This window comes from Collinsella aerofaciens, from assembly GCF_039062365.1.
Taxonomy (GTDB): domain Bacteria; phylum Actinomycetota; class Coriobacteriia; order Coriobacteriales; family Coriobacteriaceae; genus Collinsella.
Genome location: NZ_JBCJBI010000002.1, coordinates 1 through 25,763 on the forward strand (window position 1 = coordinate 1; position 25,763 = coordinate 25,763).

General features: G+C 61.1%; 17 protein-coding genes. 4 read left to right on the forward strand and 13 right to left on the reverse strand.

The window, feature by feature from the left end; all coding sequences use genetic code 11:
* Positions 1–178: 178 nt before the first annotated feature.
* From ABCN01_RS01215 to recJ, 3 genes are all read right to left on the reverse strand, one after another.
* Positions 179–862 carry an MBL fold metallo-hydrolase gene (locus ABCN01_RS01215; protein WP_342995576.1) on the reverse strand — a complete coding sequence of 228 codons (684 nt, stop codon included), beginning with the start codon at positions 860–862 and terminating at the stop codon, positions 179–181.
* An 88-nt stretch (positions 863–950) separates the two neighbouring features.
* Positions 951–3,311, reverse strand: coding sequence for a RelA/SpoT family protein (locus ABCN01_RS01220; protein ID WP_342995577.1), 2,361 nt, complete (start codon positions 3,309–3,311; stop codon positions 951–953).
* A gap of 15 nt (positions 3,312–3,326) precedes the next feature.
* Positions 3,327–6,614 (reverse strand): single-stranded-DNA-specific exonuclease RecJ, encoded by a 3,288-nt coding sequence (gene recJ / locus ABCN01_RS01225; RefSeq protein ID WP_342995579.1) that lies wholly within the window; start codon positions 6,612–6,614, stop codon positions 3,327–3,329.
* Between the two features lie 276 nt (positions 6,615–6,890).
* On the opposite strand from recJ, the gene ABCN01_RS01230 reads away from it, so the two are divergent.
* Positions 6,891–7,889, forward strand: a complete 999-nt coding sequence (locus ABCN01_RS01230) for a bile acid:sodium symporter family protein (RefSeq protein WP_342995580.1) — start codon at positions 6,891–6,893, stop codon at positions 7,887–7,889.
* 29 nt (positions 7,890–7,918) lie between these two features.
* Here the strand turns inward: ABCN01_RS01230 and ABCN01_RS01235 are convergent, their stop codons facing one another.
* From ABCN01_RS01235 to ABCN01_RS01270, 8 genes are all read right to left on the reverse strand, one after another.
* The gene (locus tag ABCN01_RS01235; RefSeq protein ID WP_342995581.1) at positions 7,919–8,716 is read right to left on the reverse strand and encodes a DUF4931 domain-containing protein; all 798 of its coding nucleotides are present in this window, start codon (positions 8,714–8,716) and stop codon (positions 7,919–7,921) included.
* A 3-nt stretch (positions 8,717–8,719) separates the two neighbouring features.
* A complete protein-coding gene (locus tag ABCN01_RS01240; protein WP_342995582.1) occupies positions 8,720–9,397 on the reverse strand; it encodes a copper homeostasis protein CutC in 678 nt (225 codons plus the stop codon).
* Positions 9,398–9,561: 164 nt separating this feature from the next.
* The gene (locus tag ABCN01_RS01245; RefSeq protein ID WP_006234438.1) at positions 9,562–10,275 is read right to left on the reverse strand and encodes an ABC transporter ATP-binding protein; all 714 of its coding nucleotides are present in this window, start codon (positions 10,273–10,275) and stop codon (positions 9,562–9,564) included.
* Positions 10,276–11,136 carry an ABC transporter ATP-binding protein gene (locus ABCN01_RS01250; protein ID WP_089573307.1) on the reverse strand — a complete coding sequence of 287 codons (861 nt, stop codon included), beginning with the start codon at positions 11,134–11,136 and terminating at the stop codon, positions 10,276–10,278.
* On the reverse strand, positions 11,126–12,205 hold the full coding sequence (locus ABCN01_RS01255) for a branched-chain amino acid ABC transporter permease (RefSeq protein ID WP_342995585.1): 1,080 nt from the start codon (positions 12,203–12,205) through the stop codon (positions 11,126–11,128). Before ABCN01_RS01255 ends, ABCN01_RS01250 begins: the two co-directional genes overlap by 11 nt.
* A 9-nt stretch (positions 12,206–12,214) precedes the next feature.
* Entirely contained in the window at positions 12,215–13,096 is an 882-nt protein-coding gene (locus tag ABCN01_RS01260) for a branched-chain amino acid ABC transporter permease (RefSeq protein ID WP_117736810.1), read from the reverse strand.
* Between the two features lie 139 nt (positions 13,097–13,235).
* The gene (locus ABCN01_RS01265; protein ID WP_342995586.1) at positions 13,236–14,423 is read right to left on the reverse strand and encodes an ABC transporter substrate-binding protein; all 1,188 of its coding nucleotides are present in this window, start codon (positions 14,421–14,423) and stop codon (positions 13,236–13,238) included.
* A 271-nt stretch (positions 14,424–14,694) separates the two neighbouring features.
* Positions 14,695–15,852, reverse strand: coding sequence for a substrate-binding domain-containing protein (locus tag ABCN01_RS01270; RefSeq protein WP_342995587.1), 1,158 nt, complete (start codon positions 15,850–15,852; stop codon positions 14,695–14,697).
* A gap of 251 nt (positions 15,853–16,103) precedes the next feature.
* On the opposite strand from ABCN01_RS01270, the gene ABCN01_RS01275 reads away from it, so the two are divergent.
* On the forward strand, positions 16,104–17,447 hold the full coding sequence (locus ABCN01_RS01275) for a homoserine dehydrogenase (RefSeq protein ID WP_342995588.1): 1,344 nt from the start codon (positions 16,104–16,106) through the stop codon (positions 17,445–17,447).
* A gap of 445 nt (positions 17,448–17,892) precedes the next feature.
* On the opposite strand, the gene ABCN01_RS01280 is transcribed toward ABCN01_RS01275, so the two are convergent.
* Entirely contained in the window at positions 17,893–19,455 is a 1,563-nt protein-coding gene (locus ABCN01_RS01280; RefSeq protein WP_342995589.1) for a cation:proton antiporter domain-containing protein, read from the reverse strand.
* A 184-nt stretch (positions 19,456–19,639) separates the two neighbouring features.
* Between ABCN01_RS01280 and ABCN01_RS01285 the strand changes: the two genes are divergently transcribed.
* Together ABCN01_RS01285 and ABCN01_RS01290 are read left to right on the forward strand one after the other, a co-directional pair.
* The gene (locus tag ABCN01_RS01285) at positions 19,640–23,386 is read left to right on the forward strand and encodes a phosphoribosylformylglycinamidine synthase (RefSeq protein ID WP_342995590.1); all 3,747 of its coding nucleotides are present in this window, start codon (positions 19,640–19,642) and stop codon (positions 23,384–23,386) included.
* A gap of 99 nt (positions 23,387–23,485) precedes the next feature.
* Positions 23,486–24,421, forward strand: coding sequence for a DMT family transporter (locus ABCN01_RS01290; RefSeq protein ID WP_342995591.1), 936 nt, complete (start codon positions 23,486–23,488; stop codon positions 24,419–24,421).
* Between the two features lie 189 nt (positions 24,422–24,610).
* On the opposite strand, the gene ABCN01_RS01295 is transcribed toward ABCN01_RS01290, so the two are convergent.
* A complete protein-coding gene (locus tag ABCN01_RS01295; protein ID WP_343014152.1) occupies positions 24,611–25,753 on the reverse strand; it encodes a GGDEF domain-containing protein in 1,143 nt (380 codons plus the stop codon).
* Positions 25,754–25,763 lie beyond the last annotated feature (10 nt).

A 25,763-nucleotide genomic window follows, 5' to 3' on the forward strand; every position in this document is an offset into this window, starting at 1 on the left:
GGACCTCGGGGGCGTTCGGTTAACTGCGGGAGCGTGCCGTCAGCTCAATGTGTTCGGTTGGGATCGGAAATCAACCCCGATTGGACAAATTTTGACCGTTTGCCCCACAGAATCGACCCACTGGGGAAAATAGCTTGACGATTGAGCGGTCTTCGTGGTTCGAAAGACGGCTTCGAGCCTACATCTGCATAAACGGGTTCTGCATAAGTTCGCGCGCCATCGTGGTCGAATCGCCATGGCCCGTCAAGCAAACGGTATCGGGCGGAAGCGTCTTGGCAAGTTTGGAGAGCGAGCGCATAATCGCCGCCTCGTCACCGCCGGAAAGATCGGTACGACCGTGGCTGCCCGGGAAAAGCGTGTCGCCCACAAAGGCGATGTTCCCCTGCTCGGTCGCGGCGAACAGGACGATGCCGCCCGGCGTATGCCCCGGCGTCTCGATCACCTGCAGGCAGACGTCGCCCACCTCGATTGTATCGCCCTCGGCAAGCAAACGCGTCGGCTCACCCGGATCGGGCGTCTCGATGCCCCACATGGCGCGCTGCTCCTCGATATTTGCGCGAGGTACCGTCACGTCTTTAGCGCACAACTCATATAGTGCGCTGTCGCCAACAACAGCTCGAACCCCGGCAACCCCGCCAACATGGTCGGCATGACCGTGCGTGCAGACAGACCCGAGTACGCGCACCTCGGGATGCGCGGTGCGGATATGCTCCACAAGACGCTCGCCCTCCCACGCCGGATCGACGATTAAGCACTCGTCATTCGAAATCACGGCGTAGCTGTTGGTCTGAATCGGGCCGTTGACGAGCGCCTCAATCGAAGCCGTGCCTCGGGGTGTCAGGTCCAAAGTCATATCGTCCATGCGCATGCCCTCCTTCTAAAATACGTTCGAGGCACCAAACGATGCCTCGAACGTAACCAATATCTATGATGCTGAGAGGCTCTCGCACCTACACACGGCGCTTGAGCTGAGCTCCGCCTTCGCCGGGCATAAGACGGCGAGCGTCGTAGACCGAATCGACACTGCTGATGGAAGCCAGCAGCGGATCCAGGCCGCTCGCATCCGAAATCTCGACCATAAAGCGCAGGGTCGCAATACCCTCGCGGTTGGTCGAGGTGGCGGCGGAAAGGATATTGCCGCCTGCATCGCCAATGGCAATGGTGACGTCCTTGAGCAGGCCCATGCGGTCCAGGCACTCGACCACGATCTCGACCTGGAAGAGAGTGTCGGCAGCACCATCCCACTCTACGTCAATCATGCGCTCGGGGTGCTCCATGAGGCCCTTGACGTTGGGACAGTTGGCGCGATGCACTGAGACACCTCGGCCACGCGTGATGAAGCCGACGATGTCGTCGCCCGTCACGGGGTTGCAGCAATGAGCCAGACGGACCAGCAGGCCGCTGTTGCTCTCGCCCTTGACGATAATGCCGTTACTGGCGCTCTTGCCGCGCTTTTGCGGCTTGCGGTTGGAGCCGCGAGCGGGCTGCTTCACGACCTCGGCGATAGCCTCGGCCTTGGTGAGCTGTTCCTCGGGCTTGGGGTCCAAGATTTGCTCGACCTTATTGCCCACAGCGCGCGGGGCAACCTTGCCGGCGCCGACGGCGGCAAACAGGTCCTCGAGCTGCTTGAAGTTAAACTGCTCCGCCACGGCGTTGAGTGCACGCGTTGAACGAGGCGTAGAAATACCATAGCCACGCTTACGCAGGTCCTTGGCCAGCATATCGCGACCAGCAGCAGCGTCGTCGTCCTTGGTCGCAGCGGCAAAATAGCGGCGGATCTTTGACTTGGCGGAAGGTGTCTTAACGATCTTGAGCCAATCACGCGACGGCTTGGAACTCTTGTTAGTCAGGATCTCGACACGGTCACCCGTCTTAATCTCGTGCGTGAGCGGAGCCACCGCACCGTTGATTTTGGCGCCGACGCAATGGTTTCCCACCTCGGTGTGAACGGCATAGGCAAAGTCGAGCGGCGTGGAGCCGGCACGAAGCGCCATGACCTCGCCTTTGGGCGTGAAGACAAAAATCTCCTGATCGAACAGATCGACCTTCAGCGAGTGCAGGTATTCCTTGGCGTCGGTGATCTCATCAGACGCAGCCCAATCGAGCGAATGCTTGAGCCAGTTGATCTGGTCGTCCAAACGTTGAGCGTCATTGGTCTTGGAAGCAGACGATCCGCCCGACTTCTTATAGAGCCAGTGGGCGGCAATGCCGTACTCGGCCTGCTCATGCATCTCATAGGTTCGAATCTGAATCTCGAGCGGACGAGCCGTGGGGCCGATAACCGTCGTATGGAGCGACTGGTAGTTATTGACCTTGGGCATGGCGATATAGTCTTTAAAGCGACCGGGCATGGGGTGCCACAGCGTATGCACTGCGCCGAGCGTGGAGTAGCAATCGCGCACCGAATGGGTAATAACGCGCAGCGCCACCAAATCGTAGATCTCGGAGAACTCCTTGCCCTTGCGCTTCATCTTTTGGTAGATGGACCAATAGTGCTTGGAGCGGCCGTTGATCTGGAAGCCCTCCAGGCCAATGCGGTTGAGCTCGTCGGTGAGCGTCTTGATGGTCTCGGCCAGATAGCGCTCGCGAACCTCGCGCGACTCAGCCACCATGCGCGCGATGCGCTGGTAGGCGTCGGGCTCAAGGTAGAAGAAGGACAGGTCCTCGAGCTCCCATTTAATGGAGCTCATGCCCAGACGGTCAGCCAAGGGCGCGTACACGTCCATGGTCTCGCGAGCCTTAAACAGGCGACGGTCCTCACGCAGGGCTGCAAGGGTGCGCATGTTGTGCAGACGGTCGGCAAGCTTAACGATGATGACGCGGATGTCCTTGGACATGGCGAGGAACATCTTGCGCAGCGTGAGCGCCTGCTTCTCGTCCATGCTGTCGACTTCGATGTTGGTGAGCTTGGTCACGCCATCGACGAGCTCGGCCACCGTATCGCCAAACAGGCCGGAAACATCGGCAAGCGAAGTCTCGGTATCCTCGACGGTATCGTGCAGCAGCGCGGCGCACACCACGTCACAGTCCATCTTGAGATCGGCCAGAATGATGGCCACCTCGACGGGATGGTTGATGTACATCTCACCCGAGCGGCGCTTTTGGTTGCAGTGCTTCTCGGCGGCAAAGCAGTAGGCCTGCTCAACCTTAGAAAAGTCGTCCTCATTCATATATTTGAGGCACAGACGCTCCAGCCTGTCGTAGCTGTCCGCCATAATCTCGGGCGGCAGCTCATCGGCATACTTATAGTGCTCCATCTCCGAAAACGGCTGGAGGGTGGAATCATGGGCGGTACGGGCTGCGGCATCCATCGAGGTCCCCTTCCCCTAGGCCCGCGGTACGATCGGGCGGTTAACTTTGGCTAGCATATCAGAAGCGCACGAATCGAGCGCCCAGCTCCGGAAAGCCGAAAACTCCATGCGCGAGCGCAAGCCTTCCAAATAGCGAATTGACCTGCTCAATTGCACGCGGCCGGGGTTTTCGGCCATCGCGATGCGACGGGTGTCGTCAAACCCCGAAACTCGACAGAAACCAAGCTCTTCGAAGATTCCCAGGCCGCTTTCCACCGAACGCTCGTCGACCGGCGTGCGAGCATCGATGGCAAGGCACATCTGCGCGATGTCGATATCGCTCGCGCAGAATGAATCATCCCCGGTCTTGCCGCGGTTGGAGCGCCACATGGTCTGCAGCGCGCGATAGAGTGTGACGAGCTCGTCGCGCTCGGGTGCGTAGCAGTCGAGCAGGCGCTCGTTAATGCGGGCATCGCGCGACGAATAGAGCAGGTGGATCACGGCGGGCTGGCCATCGCGACCGGCACGGCCGCTCATCTGGTTAAACTCAATGCCGCCAAACGGCATGTGATAGAGCACGACATGGCGGATATCGGGCAGGTTGACGCCCTCGCCAAAGGCAGATGTCGAGACGATGCAGCTGAGGCTGCCGTCTCGGAATGCTTCCTCCACGCGACGGCGATCGGAACGCGCAAGCCCCGCGTTATAGAACGCGATATGGGTTGCGCAATCGGGCACACGCTTGCGCAACGTCTTGGCGAGCGCCACGGACTGGTCGCGCGAATTGACGTAAATGACGGTCTTTTCCCCCGTCGCCACGATCGACACCAAACGGTTCTCGCGACTCGCAAGGTCGCGGTCGTCCTCGAGCTGCAGGTTCTCGCGCACCGTCTCGTCGACCACCGTGCGAGTGATCGGCAACATGCGGGCAAGCTCGGCCACGACCGGAGCCGTCGCGGTGGCCGTCGCAGCCATAACGACCGGGTCGCCCAGGGCTTTGAGGATATCGGGCATGTCAAGATAGGCGCTGCGGTCGCCGCCCTTGGCAAGGCCGGCATGATGCGCCTCATCGATAACGACAAAGCCGATGCGGCCCGAACGCGCGAAGCGGTCACGGTGGATAGATAGGAACTCGGGCGTCGTGAGCACGATACCGGTGCGGCCCGAAGCTAGGCCGGCGAACACGTCATCGCGTGCGGCCTCCACGGTCTCGCCGGTCAGCACGCCAACGCCAATGCCGAGCGCGGCCATCGTCGACGAGAGGTGATAGGCCTGGTCGGCAACGAGCGCACGCAGCGGATAGACAAAGATGCTCGCACGCCCGCGAAGGACCGCCTCGCGCGCGGCATGCACATGGAAGATGAGCGACTTGCCGCGCCCCGTTCCCATAACGGCCAGAACACTTTGGTGATCGGCCAAGGCGTCGAGCGCCTCGACCTGCGCGCGGTGCGGCTGGTTCGAGCCGATAAAGCTATGGATAAGCGAGCGTGTCAGCTCGGTATAAGAAAGCTGGGCGAGCGTCTCGCGCTTGCGCGACTCCAGGCGCAGGCCGGAATCCGCCGGCTGCACGCCACGACGAAGCTCGCATGCCGGATCGTCGACGCTGGGCAGCGTGGTATCGCGGACCAGAACATCCTTGACCATGAGCTTGGGCTTCACACGACCCTGCCAATGCTCGGCAACGGCCTCGAACACCAAGTCGACGGCGCTGTCGCAATTGATAAGCTTGTCAATCTGCGGTACACGAAACATGATGGCCGGCACACTCGCGGCGCCATCCGTCGCCACGAAGCGCATGTGCTCGCCGGTCTTACCCACCACGGCGCGATCACACATCGTCACGCCCTCGGCAGCCAGCAGCGGCACCTTATTACCCTGGCCAAACGGCTCAAGGCGGGAAATCTGCTCGATGGTCTCGATATTCAATTCGGAAAGGTCGACCGTGGCGGCAACCTCGTCGGTGTCCTCAAAGTCCTCGGCGGGAAGCTCGGACAACACGGCTGAAAGGCGACGGCGGAACTCATCGAGCTTGGATGCCTCGATGGTCACACCCACCGCACCGGCATGTCCGCCGCGACGAATCATCAGGTCGGAACAGCGCTCGATGGCGTCAAACAGGTTAACTTTGCCCACCGAGCGACCAGAGCCGCGCGCGATACCGTCCTCGATCGAGAACAGCAGCGCCGGCACGTGGTAGCGGTTGGTCAGACGGCTTGCCACGATGCCCTTGACGCCCTCGTGCCAGCCTTCGCCGCCCACGACGATCGCGCGTCCGCCGTCATAGGTCTCCTCGACCTTTGCCATGGCATCGCGCGTGAGCTCCGCCTCGATCTCACGGCGCTGGCGGTTGATTTCCTCGAGCTCAGCCGCCAGTGCGCTTGCTTCGATGGGATCGCGGGCAAGCAGCAGGTCGAGCGCCAGCTTGGGATCAGCCATGCGACCGGCAGCGTTTAAGCGGGGAATGAGCGAGAATGACAGGCCATCCGCCGTAATGCTCGAAAGGTCCGCCTTGGCGAGCGCGGCAAGCGCGATATAGCCGGGGCGAGCGGTTACGCGCATCTGCTGGATGCCCTCGGCAACCAGCGCGCGGTTCTCGGGCGTGAGCGGCATCATGTCGGACACGGTGCCCAGCGCCGCGACCTCTATCAGCGAACGCCAATACGACGGCTTGCCCAGGCGCTCACCCAGGACTTGCACCAGCTTGAGCGCCACACCAGCACCGGCAAGCTCACGCGAGGGGCCCTCGTCCTCGAGCTTGGGGTCGGTCAGGGGCACACCCTGCGGCACCTGGTCGGAGGGCTCGTGATGGTCCGTGACCACCAAATCGATCCCCAGGCTCTCCAGATAGGAAACCTCTTCCTTGGCGGCAATGCCGTTATCGACGGTCACGATCAGCTGGGGGCAAGCGAGCTCGTTAACGCGGTCGAGCGCCGCGCGCGAAAGACCGTAACCCTCATCAAAGCGATGCGGAATAAACGGCGTGACATCGGCGCCAAACGTGCGCAGCGCCTCGGTCAACAGGCAGGTCGACGTAATACCGTCAACGTCAAAATCGCCAAAGACTGCAATATGCTCGTGGTTGCGAATAGCACGCTCGACGCGGTCGGCAACGACCGACATGCCCGGGATAATGAGTGGGTCGGCCCAGTCGCGATCGAGCGAAGGCGTCAAAAACAATTGGCCCTCTTTGATGGAGCCAATGCCGTGCGCGACCATAATGCGCGCCACCAGCCCGGGAATGCCCAGACCAGCCGAAAGCTCCTTTTCGAGCTCGGGGTTTTGCTGAGCGACCGCCCAGCGATGCGTCGTCTTAAGCGATGACATAGGCACCCACCCCCGATAGGGGCAGGTCGCCGCGATACCTCTCACGGTTCATAGCGATGAGTCCTCTGTGTATGCCCGCTTCGGCAGGCAGATCTGTTGAACGGATTTATTATACCGTGCGGCGCGGACGCAAATCGCCGCAGCATGCCGCGGTTTCGGTAAACGATGCCGGTAATAGCCTCGAAATAATCGAGCGTTTCTGACGCACGGACACATGTGAGCGTCTAGCATATCCAGTCAAAACGGATTCACGAGCAAAGGGAGTCACAAGAGCATATGAAGCAATGGGTTGGACTGGGCAAATTTCTCGCGGGGCATATGCAGGTCATCGTTCCGATTTGCGTGGCGCTCGGCGTGCTCTTTCCTCAGCAGATCGGCGTTCTCAAGCCCATCGTTCCCACCCTGTTTGCCTTTATGACGTTCCAAGGCGCGCTCAGCAACACCTTCCACCAGGTAGCTGAGGTGTTCCGCCGTCCCCTGCATCTGATTTTGGCGTTATTTGTCTCGGCTGTGATCATCCCCATCGCGGCGTATGCCATGGGCTCACTGTTCTTTGGCTCCAACCCCAACCTTGTCTGCGGCATCGTGCTCGAGTACAGCGTACCCGTGGCAGTCACTGCCTTTATGTGGATTAGCATGTCCGGCGGCAACGGCCCGCTCGCGCTCACCATCATCCTGACGTCCTCGGTTATATCGCCCGTAACGATTCCGCTCACGCTCAAGCTCCTGTTGGGTGCCACCGTCGCAATCGATGTTCCGAGCATGATGCAGAACATGGCCTTTATGATCGCCATCCCCGCCGTTCTCGGCATCGTGATCAACGAGCTCACGCGCGGATGGGGGCACGAAAAACTCTCCCCCGCGCTCTCGCCCGCCTGCAAGTTCATGATGATGGGCGTCATCGCCTCCAACTCCACCGCCATGAGTGAGTACGTGCTGCACATGAACGCGGTGCGCTTGGAAGTCGCCCTCTTTATTTTGATCTTCGCCATCAGCGGCTTTGTCGTCGGCATTCTGGTCGCCCGCGCGCTGCATCTGCCATATAGCGAAACGACCACCATGTGCTTTACCTGCGGCATGCGCAATATCTCTTCGGGCGCCGTCATCGCCACGCAATACTTTCCGGGCGAAGTTGTGTTTCCCGTCATGTGTGGAACGTTGTTTCAGCAGGTGCTCGCCTCGCTTATCGGGCATCTCTTTGAGCGTCTGACCGGCGAGGAGCGCGCCGCCCAGCGCAAGCGGGTCGAGGCCGGCCGCGACGCCATGGCGCGCTAGACTGTCCGCATTACGTGGGGCTAGTCTTGCTATACGAGCGTTTCCAGATGCGCGCGCAGGCGCTCAGCATCGATATCGAGCGTCGTCTCGGCATTGACCTGGGCCAAACGATAGCCGACAAAGTAGGGCGAAACCACCCAACGCGGCAGCGCCTTGGCAATGGTCCGACCGTCCATGTGGTAGAAGAACAAGTTGTACGACTCTGCGCGACCACCATGGTGCTCGTTCAGGATATAGCGCAGAGCTACCTGAATCGCATCGGCGAAGAGGTCCGTCTCGGCTTGGTCTCGCGCGCCATCGCTGACAGCGATTCCCTGCGGGGCTGAAACGTTGATCTCAAAGAACCCCATGATCGGTTCGGTTGAGATGTTGACCGCGATTCTCCCCTGTCGCCAGACATTGATGCCTTCGAAATTGGCAGAAGTCAGCGAAGCATAGCCGTCTTCCTGCTCCAAACCCACAATCTGCATGTGTGGATGGACGAGGCTGCCGCCCGAAAGCGGGCCTTTGTTCTTGTACATGAGCACACTGCGGTACTGTTGGGAATCGATCATCTGCTGCCAACAGCCCAGGGCAAACCGCATCACATGATGCAGCTCATCCGGCTCATAGGTCACCAGGTCGGCATCGTGATCGGCCGACTCGATCAGCACGGTTTGATGAGTGGCCCGCAAGGTCTTGAACTTATTCTCGAGCCAGATGCAGTCACCGTCGCGCTGGATGATGTTGGCGAGCCCCTCCGTGTTGCAAAAGGGACACGCGGTACCGGGGCGACGGTTGTCGTCGGGCTTGCCACTCGCCTGCTGAACATCGAATACCAGCGCCACGGGTTATACCTCCAGCGGCACAATCTTGGTGCCATGGAGCTCGGAGACGCCCAGTGCCGCCGCCACGGTATCGCGGTTGGCCGTGGAAATGCCGCCGCCGGGAAGGATGGTCAAACGATCACCCGCATACTCGATTAAACGAGCCAGGTGATCGAAATTATCCTCGATCGACGTACCGGCAGCGCCGCCATGCGTGAGGATGCGCGTAACGCCGCAGTCGGCAAGTGTATCAATCGCATCGAGCTGAGCCTCGGGCGAGAGCTGGTCAAATGCCATGTGGAAGGTGATGTCGATAGGCTCACGCTTACATTCCTCGGTCGCGCAGCCCGCAGCCATCACGAGGGCGCCCAACGTAAGCTCGTCGAGCGCCCATCCGCCAGCGCAGGGTTTGCAGCAGCCAAAGACCAAGCCGTCAACGCCCGCACTCACGGCAAGGCCCAAGTCCATCTCCATCATGCGCAGCTCATCCTGGTTGTAGTGAAAGTCGCCGCCACGCGGACGGATCATGCACATCACCCGTGCATCGTGTTCGTGGGCATAGTTGGTCGTAGCGCTGATAACGCCAGCCGAGGGCGTGGTACCACCGACGGCAAGGTTATCGCACAGCTCGATGCGCCCCGCACCGGCCTCGATGGCCGCCGGCACCCGCTCAAAGTTCTCGGCACAAAACTCGTACAGCATAGATAGACCCCCAAAGACAGCAGATGTTTTCCGACGGGCATTGTCACACATCCCCATGAAGTTGCAGTGGAATAGGGACTGTTTATGGTGCAAAGTAACCTGACCCCCTTGCACCAAAAAAAGGGGCGCTGACCGGGATAGTCAGTGCCCCTTCGTTGAATGAGTTAACCACCAAGATATGCTTTGCGGACGTTGTCGTCGTGCAGCAGCTCTTGGCCCGTGCCGGTCATGGTAATCTTGCCGGTCTCGAGCACGTAGCCGCGCGTGGCGATCGAGAGCGCCATCTGAGCGTTCTGCTCGACCAGAAGCACCGTGGTGCCGGCCTTGTGCAGGTCCTCGACAATCTGGAAGATCTGCTCAATCAGAATCGGCGCCAGGCCCATGGAAGGCTCGTCGAGCATGAGCAGCTTGGGGTTACTCATAAGGGCGCGGCCCATAACGAGCATCTGCTGCTCGCCGCCCGAAAGGGTGCCGGCGACCTGGCGACGGCGCTCCTTAAGACGCGGGAACTGTTCGTAGACACGCTCAAGGCCCGGAGCAACTGTGGACTTGGGCTGCGTGTAGGCACCCATCTCCAGGTTCTCCTCGACCGTCATCTGCAAAAAGGCGCGACGGCCCTCGGGGACCTGGGCCAAGCCCTTGCCCACCAGCTTGTCGGCAGGCGTATGGGTAATGTCCTCGCCCATAAACTTGATGGAGCCGGTCTTGGAGCGCAGCAGGCCCGAGACGGTCTTGAGCGTCGTGGACTTGCCGGCACCGTTGGCACCAATCAAGGCCACGATCTCGCCCTCGTTAACGTTAAAGGAGATGTCCTTGATGGCGTGGATGGCGCCGTACCAGACGTTGATGTTGTAGACGGAAAGCATCGGCTCTGCCATTTAGTTCTCCCCCTTATCCTGCTTACCCAGATACGCCTCGATAACGGCGTCGTTGTTCTGGATTTCCTCTGCCGTGCCCTTGGCGATGACCTTACCAAAGTTGAGCACGCAGATGCCCTCGCAGATGTTCATAACGAGCGACATATCATGCTCGATAAGCATGATGGCAATGCCGAAGGTGTCGCGAATCTTAACGATGTTCTCCATGAGTTCCGCGGTCTCGGACGGGTTCATGCCGGCGGCAGGCTCGTCGAGCAGCAGCAGCTTGGGGTTGGTGGCAAGCGCACGGACGATCTCCAGACGACGCTGAGCGCCGTAAGGCAGCGATCCGGCCTGCTCGTTTGCCAGATGCTCCATATCAAAGATGGACAGCAGCTCCATGGCGCGCTCGTGCGCGGCCTTCTCGTGCTTCCAATACGTCGGCAGGCGCAGCACGCCCTCAAAGCCGGAGTAACGCTCCTGGTTGTGCAGGCCGACCTTAACGTTATCCTCCACCGTCATGGTGTTGAACAGGCGAATGTTCTGGAATGTACGGGCAATACCCATGCGGTTGACCTGGTAGACCGACTTGCCCGAGGTGTCCTCGCCGTCGAGCAGGATGGTGCCGTGCGTGGGCTGGTAAACCTTGGTGAGCAGGTTGAAGACCGTAGTCTTGCCGGCGCCGTTGGGGCCGATGAGACCGGCGATCTCAGTCTTGCCGATGGTCAGGCTAAAGTCGTCGACCGCCTTAAGGCCGCCGAATTCAATGCCCAGGTGGATGCACTCGAGCGCCGGGCGCTGGCCCAGGTCGCGGTCGGGAACGATGGCGCCAGAAGGATACGGAACCATCTTGCCCTTGTTGAACTCAAATTTACTGGGCATCGGCTGCCACCTCCTTCTTGGAAGCAAAGCGGTCCTTGACGCGACCGAAGAACGCCTTGAGCTGCGGGTTGTTGGTAAAGATCATGACCAGGATCAGCACGATGGCGTAGATGAGCATGCGGTAGTCCGAGAACTGACGGAGCAGCTCGGGAAGCACCGTGAGCAACGCCGCCGCGATGACGGAACCGCGCATGTTGCCCAGGCCGCCCAGAACCACGAACACCAGGATGAGGATCGACGTGTTGAAGTCGAACTTGGTGGCGGAGAGCTGCGAGAAGTTACCGCCGAAGAGAGCTCCGGCAGCACCGGCGAGGGCAGCGGAAACCACGAAGGCGATCATGCGGTACTGGGTGACGGAGATGCCCACTGACTCGGCAGCGATCTTGTTATCGCGCACGGCCATGATGGCACGGCCGGTTCGGCTACGCACCAGGTTGAGCACGATCACGAGCGCAACCATAACCAGGATGGCACCGGCAAGGAAGGTCGAGTACGTCGACACGCCCGATGCGCCCTGAGCGCCCTTGATGATGGCGGTGCCGTCCTCGAGCAGGTGCAGGTCGTCGATCGTGGAGTTGCCCGTGATGTTAAAGATAACGTGCAGACCGCGGGAATCGACGCCCACGATGAGGCAGGTGACGATCTCTTTGATGATCTCGCCAAAGGCCAAGGTCACGATGGCCAGGTAGTCGCCGCTCAGGCGCAGGACCGGGATGCCGATCAAGAAGCCCAGGATGGCGGCAGCGATGGCGCCGACCACGATGCTGATGACCAGACGAATGGGGTCGGAGGGAACGGCGCTCTCGAGGGCGACGGCGGTAACGATACCCGTATAGGCGCCGACGCTCATAAAGCCCGCGTGGCCCAGCGACAAGTCGCCCGCGATACCGACGACAAGGTTGAGCGAGATAGCCATAACGATGTAGGCCGTGATGGGGACCAACTGGCCGGCGATCATGCGCGGGATCATATGGTTGGACTGCATAAAGAACACGATGGCGAATGCCACGATGCACATGGCGTACGTGACAAAGTCGTGACGCGTCTGCTTGTCTTTAAGAAACTTCATAACGCTCACCTACACCTTCTCGGGAACGTACTTGCCCAAGAGGCCGGCAGGCTTGACGAGCAGGACGATAATCAAAACACCAAAGACGATGGAGTTGGCAAGGCTCGTGGAAATGTAGGCCTGAGCCATCGCCTCGATGATGCCGATGAGAATGCCACCGACAAAGGCGCCGGGAATGGAGCCGATGCCGCCGAAGACGGCAGCGTCGAAAGCCTTGATACCGGGCATGGCACCCGTGGTGGGCTGCAGCACCGGCGAGTAGGAGCACAGAAGCACGCCGGCGATGGCGGCAAGCGCAGAACCGATGGCAAACGTCATCGAGATGGTGCGGTTGACGTTGATGCCCATGAGCTGAGCGGCGGCCTTGTCCTCGGACACGGCACGCATGGCCTTGCCCATCTTGGTCTTACCCGTAAAGAACACCAGGCCGGCCATGATAACCAGGCAGGCGACGATGGTGACGAGCGAGACGGCGCTCACGTTGTACTTGGCCAGGAACTCCGGCACCGGGAAGGTGACGAGCGAAGTAAAGTTCTTGGGCGTGGCGCCCCACAGGAGCTGCGCGGCATTCTGCAGGAAGTAGGACACACCGATAGCCGTGATCAGAACGGCCAGCGGGCCCGCCTGGCGCAGCGGCTTATAGGCCAGGCCCTCAATGAGAACACCGAGAACCGTACAGACCGCGCAAGAGAGAATTACAGATGCCCAGCCCGGGAGGCCGAGATACGACGTGGCGCAGAACGAGACATAGGCACCGACCATGATGACGTCGCCGTGGGCGAAGTTCAGCATCTTGGCGATACCGTAGACCATGGTGTAGCCCAACGCGATGATGGCGTAGACGCTGCCCATGGACAGGCCGTTCACCAGGTATTGGATAAAGACCGTCATGTTCCACATCCCCCTTTCGAATAGGTTTCCAGTTGATGTATGAAACAGGGACGTTACATCGTCCCTAGATACCAAGCAAGCAGGGAAGGCTAAAACCTCCCCTGCTTGGGATCAAAACCGCTCTATGTAAGGCGGCCTATTAGGCCTGTACGTACTTGCCGTCGGTGATAACGTACGCCGTGGGCTCCTTCTGGACCTGGCCCTTGTCGTTCCAGGAGAGCTTGCCGGTCAGACCGTCAACGGTAATGTTGCGCATAGCCTCGGGAAGCTTCTCAGCGACCTCGGTAGGATCGGCGTCGACGCCAAGGCCGGCCTCCTTGAGGGCCTCGGCCACCGCGTGCACGCCGTCGTAGGCGTCGGCGGCAAACTGGTCGGGGGTATCGCCGTACTTATCCTTGTAAGCGTTGACGAAGTCGGCGTTCTTCTCGTCGTCGGCAGAGAACGGGGTCATGAGCAGCAGGCCCTCGGCAAGAGTGGTGTCGAAGCCCTCCACGCCCAGGATGCCGTCCATGCCGTCGCAGCCCATCATCTTGACATCGTAGCCCATGTCCTTGGCGTTCTTGAGCAGGACGGACGCCGGCGTGTAGTAGATCGGCGCGAAGATCATGGTGGCGCCGGCCTGCTTGGCCTTGGTCAGCTGGTTGGTAAAGCTCGTGGCGGAGTCGTCCTTAAAGGTCTCCTCGTCGACAATCTCGAGCTTGGACTTAGCGGCCTGGGCCTTAAAGGAATCTGCGATGCCCGAAGAATAGGCGTCGCCGGAGTTATAGAACAGCACGAACTTCTCGTCCGCATATTTCTCTGCCAGGAACTTGGCAGCGTTGACACCCTGGTTGGGGTCGGTAAAGCAAACCTGGAAGACGCAATCCTTGCCCTTGGTAACGTCCTCGGAAGACGCGGACGGGGTGATCATGAACGTCTCGGGGTCGTTACCGCACTCGGCGGCAACGGCGACCGACGCGCCCGTGGTGGTCGGACCGACGAGGGCCTGCATGCCCCAGTCGAGCAGGGTGTTGAAGGCGTTGACGGCCTTCTCGCCATCGGCCTGATCATCCTCGGCCTTGCTGGCAAGCGGCAGCTCCTTGGTGGAGAAGTCCTTGCAGCCAAGCTCGACGCCCTGGGTAACGGACTTGCCGTAGGACGCGTTGGCGCCGGTCAGCGGGCCGATGGTGCCGATCTTGAACGAAGCGTCGCCCGAAGCAGAACCGCTGTCACCGCCGTTAGAGGAGCAGCCAGCTAGAATGGACATCGCCCCCAGACCTGCTGCGCTCGCGATAACGCTCCTGCGATTCATAACAGGGTTCAATGACTTACCGGTGAGGCTCGACATGCGGCTCTCCTCTCAAATCTCGTCGGGTTTTGGTTACCCGACAGGCCATCCTTCGCCGTGTTCGGCGTTCGCAAAATAGTAGACGCTTTAGTTAGGAAAAGTGGCGGTTATTTCGACTTTTCTTTGGATTTGTTCATTTATCCATATTTATGCGTATTTCTATTACTTTATGCAGTAATGCCACTTTATTATGTAAAAGTAATGTTTCCATTCTGTTACAGGCGTCCCCGCCCTGAATAAAACAGCCTCACCGGTCGCGTTTTATGCGCACTTAGGCGGCGATGTACTTGCCGTCCTGGATCACATAGGCCGTAGCAGGCTTTTCGACCTGGCCCTCGTCATTCCACGTCAGCTCGCCCGTCAGGCCCTCGATCTTGATCTTGCGCATGGCACGGGCAAGGTCGTCGGCAATGTCGGCACCGTCAGCCGTAATGTCGATGCCCGCCTTATCGATAGCCTCGGCAATCGCATGGACGCAGTCATAGGCGTCGGCGGCAAACTGGTTAGGCGTCTCGTCGTAGGCGTCCTTATATGCCTTGACGAAGTCGGCGTTCTTCTCATCGTCGGCAGAGAACGGGGTCATGAGCAGAACACCCTCGGCAAGAGAGGTGTCGAAGCCCTCGACGGAGAGCAGGCCGTCCATGCCGTCGGTACCCATGAGTGTCATGTCGTAACCCATGTCCTTGGCGTTCTTGAGCAGGACGGACGCAGGCGTGTAGTAGATCGGTGCAAAGATGAGCGTGGCGCCGGCCTCTTTTGCCTTGGTCAGCTGATTGGTAAAGCTCGTGGCGGAATCGTCCTTAAAGGTCTCGGTATCGACGATGTCGAGCTTGGACGCCTTGGCCTGCTCGGCAAACGCATCGGCAACGCCCGAGCTGTACGTATCGCCGGAGTTGTAGAACAAGGCGATCTTGGCGTCCGCATACTTCTCGGCCAAGAACTTGGCAGCGCTCGTGCCCATGGTGGGGTCGGTAAAGCAAACCTGGAAGACCGTGGTCTTGTCCTTGGTAACGTCGAGCGACGAGGCCGAGGGCGTGACCATGAGCATGTCATCGGCAATCTCGCCCGAGACGGCGACGGCGGCACCAGTCGTGACGGGGCCGACGAGCGCCTGCATGCCCCAGTCGCACAGGGTATTGAAGGCGTTGATAGCCTTCTCGCCGTCGGCGACGTCATCCTCGGACTTAAGCGAGAGTTTGAGGTCCTTGGTTGAGAAATCCTTGGCGGCAAGCTTGGCGCCCTTCTCGGCCGAAACGCCATAGGTTGCCGCGGCGCCGGTCAGAGGGCCGATAACGCCGATCTTGAACGTCTTGCCGTCGTCAGCGGACCCGCCGTCCGAAGAGCAACCGGCGAGCGCGACGGTGCTTCCGAGCGCCGCGGCTCCGGCAAGGAAACTCCTGCGGTTAAGTACATTGTTGATGCTAAACATGGTGTCCCCCTTTTTCGCTGGCCGCGGTGCGGCCGTCTTGCGGTACGGGGCAAACCTTATGGCGCAAACGTTGACAGTTTGTTACGGAGTTCCATTTGTTGCGAGCATGTTTCCAATGTTTCCGCAGCGTTTCGGGGGTGGCGTTTTGTGCGGCTCCGGCTTCCTGGCAAGCACGCGCCCGCACTTCACGCTAGAATGCACTCAACCTTTAAGCGGTTAATCCATCCATAAGATGCACGAAGGAGCTATCTATGAGCGAACCCCTGCGCACCGTGAACGTCGGTCTGATCGGTCTGGGAACCGTCGGCGGCGGCGTGGCCCGTCTGATCAAGAGCCACCACGATGAGTACCTGGCAGCCTACGGCATCGACCTTAAGCTGACCCGCGCCTGCGCGCTTGCTTGGGAGCAGGCCGAGACAGCCGGTATTGAGCGTGAGGCCTTTACGAGCGACTGGCACGATGTCGTCACCGACCCCGCCGTCGACATCGTCGCCGAGCTGATCGGCGGCGAGCATCCCGCAACCGAGATCTTTACCACCGCCTTCGAGAACGGCAAGCACGTCGTCTCTGCCAACAAGGCCCTGCTGGGCCGTCATGTCGAGACGCTCGCCGAGAAGGCGCGCGCGTGCGGCGTGCAGATTAAGTGCGAGGCCAGCTGCGGCGGCGGCATCCCCATCGTGAGCACGCTCGAGCACGACCTGGTGGGCAACAAGATCCTGACCATCGCCGGCATTCTCAACGGCACCACCAACTATATCCTGTCGCGCATGGACGCCGAGGGCGCCGATTACGCCGATGTACTCGCCGACGCACAGGCCAAGGGCTATGCCGAGGCCGACCCGTCCGCCGATGTGGACGGCTTCGATGCCGCCAGCAAGACGGCGATCCTCGCCTCCATCGGCTTTGGCACCCGCGTGACCACCGACGACGTATACCAGCAGGGCATCCGCACCATCGGCGCCGAGGACATCGCCCAGGCCCGCGAACTCGGCTACACCATTAAGCTGCTCGGCATCGCCCGCAACACCGACACCGGCGTCGACGTCCGCGTGCATCCCACGCTGATCCCCGCCGACCACATGCTCGCCAAGGTCAACGGCGCCATGAACGCTGTCTACGTGGTAGGCGACGCCGTGGGCGAGACCATGTTCTACGGTGCCGGCGCAGGCTCCTTCCCCACCGCGAGCGCCGTCGTGGGCGATATCCTGTCGCTCTCCGAGCAGATCAGCCGCGGCGTGGCTCCGCTGCCCGAGATCGAGCCCTATGGTCACAACCTCGCCTTTAAGCCCATGGACGAGCTCCAGACCAAGTACTATGTGCGCCTGAAGGTCGCCGACCGCGTGGGCGCCCTGTCCGAGACGGTCGATATCTTTGCCAAGCACAACATCTCGATCTCGCTCATCAACCAGGTCGAGGACGGCAAATCGGGCGTCAGCGATGCCTGCTCGGTCATCTTCCTGACGCACCGCGCGCTCGAGAAGGACGTCCAGGCTGCCGCCGACGAGCTTGCCAGCGTCGACTGCGTGGCCGAGGTCGCCAACGTCCTGCGCATCGAGGACGTTGAGGCTTGGACCGAAGGCGTCATGGCCAACTAGTTCGCTCTTCGTTATACGGCATATATGTTTTCCTAGCGAGCGACATGTCCTCCCATGTCACGGGTGCCGTGCCCCCCGTCGACGGAGCCACCCGCTCCTAAAGGTCGCAAGCCACGACTTCGAATCTCAACGAAGCTCAACGCAAAAGGCGCGCTGCCTGCATCAACCGCAGACAGCGCGCCTTGTTCTGTTTGTAAGGGAAACTGCGCCCCGGTATTTCAGCTCAGAACGGGGCGCAGCTTCCCTCAGAGCCTTCTTTCGGAAACCATGCCCCATTCTGGGCGCGGATTCTGGGACACGCTTTCCGCAACGGGCCTCTCGCGGAAACTGCATCCCACTCTGGGCGGCCATTCCGGGACACAGTTTCCCAACGGCCCCTGTTTCGGAAACCACATCCCGTTCCGAGCCTTCAAAGCAGGACGCGGCTTCCCCGAGAGAGTATCGACTACTTGCCGTCGTCATCCTCGGCTTCTTCTCTTGCATAGAGCTCCAGCATGCGGCGGCGGTATTCGCGCACGGCGAGCTTGGCGCGCTCCAGGCGGCGACGCTCGCGCGGAGTCAGCTCGGACGGGTCAACCTCATCACCATAGGTCTTATCGGCAAGAAGATGCGCCGCGTCCACGATGCGGGCATCGATGTGGCCGCTCGCCGCCTCGGCGGAAAGACGCTCGGCAATCGTATCGAGCGTAGGCAGGCCCTCGAATACGCGACCGTGACCATGCGAGGTCAGCAGCTCGTGCTCGCGTGCGAGCAGGCTCGCCAAATCGTGATGGGCGCGCAGGATGTCGAGCGCATCGGATGGATGCTCGGCAACTTCTGCCACGGCGGCGACCGGCGCGGCGTCGACCACGCGGTAAAAGAGCTGCGCGAGCAATGGCATCAAGAACACCGTGATGGCACCGGCGGCAACCATGACCGACGCAATATCTTGCGACAGCGCGCCCGCGTTGACGGCAACGCTCGTAACGGCAACGATGATCGGCAGCGCCGTGGTGCAGTACAGGGCCACGGTAATGCGACCATACGCCGACACATCGCGCGTCGCAGGACAAATGCTCATGGAAATAAGAATGGGCACGGCACGAATAATCAACAACGCCACGATAAAGCCCACGAGCAGACCCGGGCGCGACGCCACGGCCGTCAGATCGATCTTTGCGCCCGATACGGTAAAGAACACCGGAATCAAAAAACCGTAGGCCAGACCGTCGAGCTTGGTCTCGAGCGTATGGTTGCCCTCGGGGATGATGTAGCGCAAGACAAAGCCGGCGGCAAAAGAACCCAACACGATGTCGAGATCAAAGACAGCCGAGAATGCCACGAGCGTGACCAGGATGAGCACCGTCAGGCGTACGAAGGTCTGCGACGTGGTATCGGCGCGCTCCTCGACAAACGCAAAGAAGCGGCTGCCGACGCGCTTGGAGCGGCTCGGGACCACGGCCAGCAACACGCAGACCACCGCAAACAAGCCAAGGATTACAAGCGTTTGGATGCCGGTGCGGGCAGACAGCAGCACCGACATGGCGAGCACAGGGCCGAGCTCGCCCCAAGTGCCATACGCGAGAATCGAGTCGCCCACGCGCGTGCCGGTGAGCGAGCGCTCACGCATGATGGGCACGAGCGTACCGAGCGCCGTAGAAGTGAGGGCAAGCGTCACGGCGATACCGTCGAAATGACTGACCGAGAACCACGGGGTAAAGCGCACGGCAAGCCAGGCGATACCAAACGTGACGACCCACGTCGCCAAGCCGTAGCGCCCCTCGACGCCCGTGATGCTCTTGGGGTCGATCTCAAAGCCGGCAAGCAGGAACAAAAAGGCCAGGCCCAGCTCGGACACGAGCGAGACCTCGGCGTCCACATGGATGACGCCGAGCATATGAGGTCCCAACACCGCGCCGAACACGAGCAAAAAGACCGTCTCGGGAACGGGTTTTCCGGGAATCGCCGAGGCGATGAAGGGGCTTGCAAAGGCCACAAGTGCGATGATGGCGAGCGAAACGAATGCCATGTGATGCCTTTCTCTTGTTTGCGCTTCACTGTAGCACCCTCGCCGTCCTCAACGCGCCGCGAGCTGTCGTATCATAGTGAGGTTTACAAACATGTGGCTCAAGGCGACCGCGAGGCTTGTCCCGTAAACCGACCGCTGCCGCATACCGTACCGTACGCCCAACCGATCAGGAAGGCAGGAACCAATGGTCTCTCGTATCTACGTGGAGAAGAAACCCGGGTTCGACGTCGAGGCTCAGCAGCTCAAGGGCGAGCTGACCGAGATTCTCGGCATCAAGGGCATCGAGGCCCTGAGGATCATCAACCGCTACGACGTCGAGGGCATCGACGAGGAGCTTTTCCGCTCCTGCGTGCCGACCGTCTTTAGCGAGCCCCAGGTCGATGTGACCTACGACGAGCTCCCCGCAAGCGATGGCGCCGTCTTTGCCGTCGAATTCCTGCCTGGCCAGTTTGACCAGCGCGCCGACTCCGCCAGCGAGTGCGTGCAGCTCATCAGCCAGGGCGAGCGCCCTGCCGTGCGTTCTGCCAAGGTCTATATGATCTCGGGCGCTCTGGACGAAGCCGCTATCGAGGCCATCAAGCACTACGTGGTGAACCCCGTCGAGGCGCGCATCGCCTCGCTCGACCTACCCGAAACGCTGTACATGGAGACCCCCGAGTCCCAGCCCGTCGAGGTGCTCGACGGTTTCCGCGAGCTCGACGAGGCCGGCCTTGCCGCCTTTATCGCCGAGCGCGGCCTTGCCATGGACGAGGCGGACATCGCCTTCTGTCAGCAGTACTTCCGCGATGAGGACCGCGACCCCACCATCACCGAGATCCGCGTGATCGACACCTACTGGTCCGACCACTGCCGCCACACCACCTTCGGCACCGTCCTGGACGACGTGACGATCGACGACGCCGTGGTGCAGCAAGCCTTCGACCGCTACATGGAGATGCGCCACGAACTCGGCCGCGACGCCAAGCCCGTCTGCCTCATGGACATGGGCACCATCGGCGCCAAGTACCTTAAGAAGACCGGCGTCATGACCGATGTCGACGAGTCCGAGGAGATCAACGCCTGCACCGTCAAGGTGAAGGTCGATGTCGACGGCGAGGACCAGGACTGGCTGTTCCTGTTTAAGAACGAGACCCACAACCACCCGACCGAGATCGAGCCCTTCGGCGGTGCCGCCACCTGCGTGGGCGGCGCCATCCGCGACCCGCTCTCGGGCCGCAGCTACGTGTACCAGGCCATGCGTGTCACCGGCGCCGGTGACCCCACCGTCCCGGTTTCCGGGACGCTCGAGGGCAAGCTGCCGCAGCGCAAGCTCGTGACCACTGCCGCCGCCGGCTACTCCAGCTACGGCAACCAGATCGGCCTTGCCACCGGTCAGGTCAACGAACTCTATCACCCCGGTTACGTGGCCAAGCGCATGGAGGTCGGCGCCGTCGTGGGCGCCACCCCGGCAAACCACGTGCGTCGCGAGTGCCCCGCCCCCACCGACAAGATCATCCTGTTGGGCGGCCGCACCGGCCGTGACGGCATCGGCGGCGCCACCGGCTCCTCCAAGACTCAGAACACCGAGTCCATCGAGACCTCGGGTGCCGAAGTCCAGAAGGGCAACGCCCCGGTCGAGCGCAAACTGCAGCGTCTGTTCCGCCGCGGCGACGCCTGCCGTCTGATCAAGCGCTGCAACGACTTTGGCGCCGGCGGCGTCTCGGTCGCCGTGGGCGAGCTTGCCGACGGCCTGTATGTCGACCTTGATACCGTGACCAAGAAGTACGACGGCCTGGACGGCACCGAGCTCGCTATCTCTGAGTCCCAGGAGCGCATGGCCTGCGCCGTCGCCGACGGTGACGTCGAGGAGTTCATGGGCTACGCCGCCGAGGAGAACCTCGAGGCGACCGTTATCGCCGAGGTTACCGCCGAGCCGCGCATGCGCATGGCCTGGAACGGAGTCGCCATCGTCGACCTGTCCCGCGAGTTCCTCAACTCCAACGGCGCACCCAAGCACCAGGTCGCCCACGTGTGCGCCCGTAGCGTGTGGCAGCCCAGCTGGGCCGGCGCCACGCTCGCCGAGCGCATGACCTCGCTTGTCACCGACCTCAACGTCGCTTCCAACAAGGGCCTTTCCGAGCGCTTCGACTCCACCATCGGCGCCGCGACCGTGCTCATGCCCTTTGGCGGCAAGACGCAGCTCACCCCAAGCTCGGCCATGGTCGCCAAGTTCCCCGTGGACGGCGAGACCACCACGGCGAGTGCCATGGCATGGGGCTTCAACCCCTATCTGATGGAGGCCGACCAGTTTGCGGGCGCCTACCTGTCCGTGGTCGAGTCCATCGCCAAGCTCGTGGCTGCCGGCTTTGAGCACAAGCGCGCCTACCTCTCCTTCCAGGAGTACTTCGAGCGCCTGCGCACCGAGGCCGAGCGTTGGGGCAAGCCCATGGCTGCCGTCCTGGGTGCCCTCATGGCCCAGGTCGACCTGGGTGCCGGCGCCATCGGCGGCAAGGACTCCATGAGCGGTTCGTTTGAGGACGAGACCGGCGAGCTCAACGTTCCGCCGACCCTGATCAGCTTCGCCGTCGCCGTGGGCAAGGCCGCCCGCGCCGTCTCGCCCGAGTTCAAGGGCCTCACGCACCGAGTCGTCCGCATCGCCCCCGCCACCTATGGCGAGGACTACCGTCCCGACGCCCAGCAGCTGCTCGCCGCGTTTGACGCCGTCGAGGCGCTCACCGCCAACGGCAACGCCCTGGCCGTCTCCACGCCCGGCTACGGCTGCGGCGCCGAGAGCCTCTTTAAGATGTGCGTCGGTAACCAGATCGGTATCGAGCTTGCCGAGGATGTAGACGTGGAGAGCCTCTTCACCCCGCTCTACGGCAGCTTTATCGTCGAGCTCTCCGAGGACGCCGAGCTGCCCGAGGTCGCCGACGGCGTTGTCGTCGAGCCCCTGGGCACCACCGTCGAGGGCTATGTCATCGACACCGGCTCCGAAGTCATCGAGCTCGCCGAGCTCCAAGAGGCCTGGGAGAGCGGCATCGAGGGCGTCTTCGCCTACCGCAGCGCCGGCGAGACCCCCGAGGTCGAGACCATCGACTTCCGCGCCAAGGATATCCACGTGTACGGCGGCGCCAAGATCGCCCGCCCGCGCGTGATCATTCCCGTGTTCCCCGGCAACAACTGCGAGTACGACAGCGCCCGCGCCTTCCGTGCCGCCGGTGCCGAGGCCGACACCTTCGTGATCAACAACCTCACGCCCGAGGCCGTCGCCGAGAGCACCCACGAGCTTGCCCGCCGCATCCGTGCAAGCCAGATCGTCATGATCCCCGGCGGCTTCTCGGGCGGTGACGAGCCCGACGGCTCCGCCAAGTTCATCACGGCGTTCTTCCGCGCTCCCGAGGTCACCGAGGCAGTCCGCGACCTGCTCAAGGCCCGCGACGGCCTGATGCTGGGCATCTGCAACGGCTTCCAGGCCCTGGTCAAGCTCGGCCTGGTGCCCTACGGTGACATCGTCGACGCCACGCCCGATGCGCCCACGCTGACGTTCAACACCATCGGTCGCCATCAGAGCCGCCTGGTGCGCACCCGCATCTCGTCCAACCTATCTCCGTGGCTGTCGCAGTGCAGCCTCGACGACCCCTACACCGTCGCCATCAGCCACGGCGAGGGCCGTTTTGTCGCCAATGACGAGGTACTCGCCCAGCTGATCGCCAACGGCCAGGTCGCCACGCAGTACGTGGGCGAGGACGGCAAGCCCAGCATGGATCTCTCCGTCAACCCCAACGGCTCCGCACTCGCCATCGAGGGCATCACGAGCCCCGACGGCCGCGTCCTGGGCAAGATGGGCCATGCCGAGCGTCGCGGCGACAACCTGTACCGCAACGTGCCCGAGCATGTCCCCGGCGATAAGTTCATGCCGATCTTTGAGAGCGGCGTGGCCTACTTCGCTTAAACCTTTCCCATCGGGTACAATCCCCTCGGGTAACAACACCCGCCACCGACACATCCGGTGGCGGGTTCTTTTTTGCTTCGCGCATGCAGGAAGGACATCATGGAAAGCCGCAAGCCGTATCTCGCCACCCTGCCCGGACTCATCCTGGGCTGTCTTGTTTGCTGTGCACTCTGGGGATCGGCCTTTCCCTGCATCAAGATCGGCTACGCACTCTTTGGTATCCCGGCGCACGATAGCGCCTCGCAGCTGCTCTTTGCGGGCTTGCGCTTCACGCTTGCCGGCGCCCTGGTTATCGTTGGAATGAGTGCGGCCCAACGCCGCCCCCTCATTCCGCAGGCTCGCGACATCAAGCCCATCTTTGTCTTGTCGCTCTTCCAGACTATCGGGCAGTACTTCTTTTTCTATCTGGGCCTCTCGCGCGCCAGCGCCATGTCGAGCTCCATCATCGAGGCCAGCGCCAACTTCCTCGCAATCCTCTTTGCCGCCCTGGCATTTCACACCGAGAAGCTCAATACGGCCAAGGTGCTTGGCTGTGCGCTGGGCTTTGCCGGCGTCGCGCTCGTCAACCTCTCGGGCGCAGATGGCACCTTTGGCTTCAGGCTCGATGGCGAGGGCTTTATCCTAGCCTCCACTGTCGCGGGTGCTCTTTCGACCTGCCTGATCGGCATCTTCTCGCGCAAGCACGACGGCGTCTTGCTTGCCGGGTGGCAGTTCTTGGTCGGCGGCCTGGTCCTCACCGCCATCGGCTTTTTGATGGGTGGCACGCTCTCCCCCACGGCGATTGCCCCCGCCATCGCGCTCATCATCTACATGGCGCTTATCTCCGCGGTCGCCTACTCGCTGTGGTCGCGCCTGCTTGCCGTCAACCCCGTCAGCCGCGTCTCGGTCTTTGGGTTTATGAACCCGGTCTTTGGCGTACTGCTGAGCGCGCTGCTGCTCGGCGAGGGCGCTGGCACGAGCCCCGTTACCGTACTTGTTGCCCTGCTGTTGGTCTGCGGCGGCATAATCATCGTCAACAAACCCAAAAAAGCCTAGCGAGCTCACCTTTTTAGAGAGAGCCTTCACACACTTTAGCTTTATGGAATGCACTGGTTCTCGTTGATTTCGTACCGAGCCGCGGCGGCAGACGCTCGTCTTGCCGCACCGCGCCTGGACGTTATGGCCGGTGGCCCCCGCAAACGCAAAAAGGGCGCACGACCATCGCAACGGTCGTGCGCCTTTTTTCTAGCGTATCTGGACGCCGGCTTTCTTTTTATCGGCCTTGACGCGGTAGAGCTCCGCATCGGCAGCGCGAAGCAAGTCTTGCCAGGTATCGACACTATCACCGACCCGTGCATAGCCGATGGACATCCGCAATGCATACGGCACCTCGGCATGCGCGAGCTCGTCGTTGATTGTCGCGCACAGATGCATGATATCCTGTTCCGCCGCTGCCTTTTGGAGCACCACGAACTCATCGCCACCATAACGCGCGATAAAGCCACCAGACGCCGAGCAGACATCCTTGAGCGCCGTCGCAACAACCTGAAGAGCATGGTCGCCCTCCACATGTCCATAGCGATCGTTAATCTGCTTAAAGCCGTCAGCGTCCATCATAAGCAGATATACATCTTCGGCCTGATCCACATTTGAAAAGAGCGACAGCATATAGGTCTCAAAACGGTTGCGGTTGTTGAGTCCAGTCAACGGGTCAGTCGAGATCAGTTGCTCCTGGCAGATGATATAGAGCAGCAACATGCTAATCATTATGCCGACACAAAGGCCAGGCACCGAGTATACGATCTGAAAGGTACCGCCCACCAGGGCCGGAATGGCGAAAAATGCCAAGGTTCGATAGATAGCCTTCGTCTGCAGGCTCTCGACCCTACGAGATTGCACAAACGCATGCAGGGACGTATGTATAACGTAACAGTAGCTGACAATGGGCTGGATCATATAGGCAAAGCCGCGACGATACACGCCCTGCGAATCGATATAGAACAAGGCGTGCGTCCAGTAACTGGTAAAAGCCAGCACGACCACCAGAGCCGTAGGCAACGTTACAAGCACCACCCTATAGCGCGAGGTCACAAGGCGAGAGCCCTGCATCGTCTCGGAATAGATAAACCAAATGAGACACGCGATGGCAAAGAGCGAAAACGAAACCGCGTTGGAAATCCAGTTGGCAGCAATACCCAACGTGCCGTCCGCACCATCCGAAAGCGTCCAGATCATATCGAATAATATGTACGCGGCAGAGGTGTAGCCAAGCATGCTAAACAATAGCTGCAGGGTGCTCGAGAACAAGGAGCGACGACTTCGCGCGGCAAGCCCGATAAGAACAATCATGCATAGCAGGAATATCTCAATCTTGAGTGCCTTAACCACTAGACGCCAT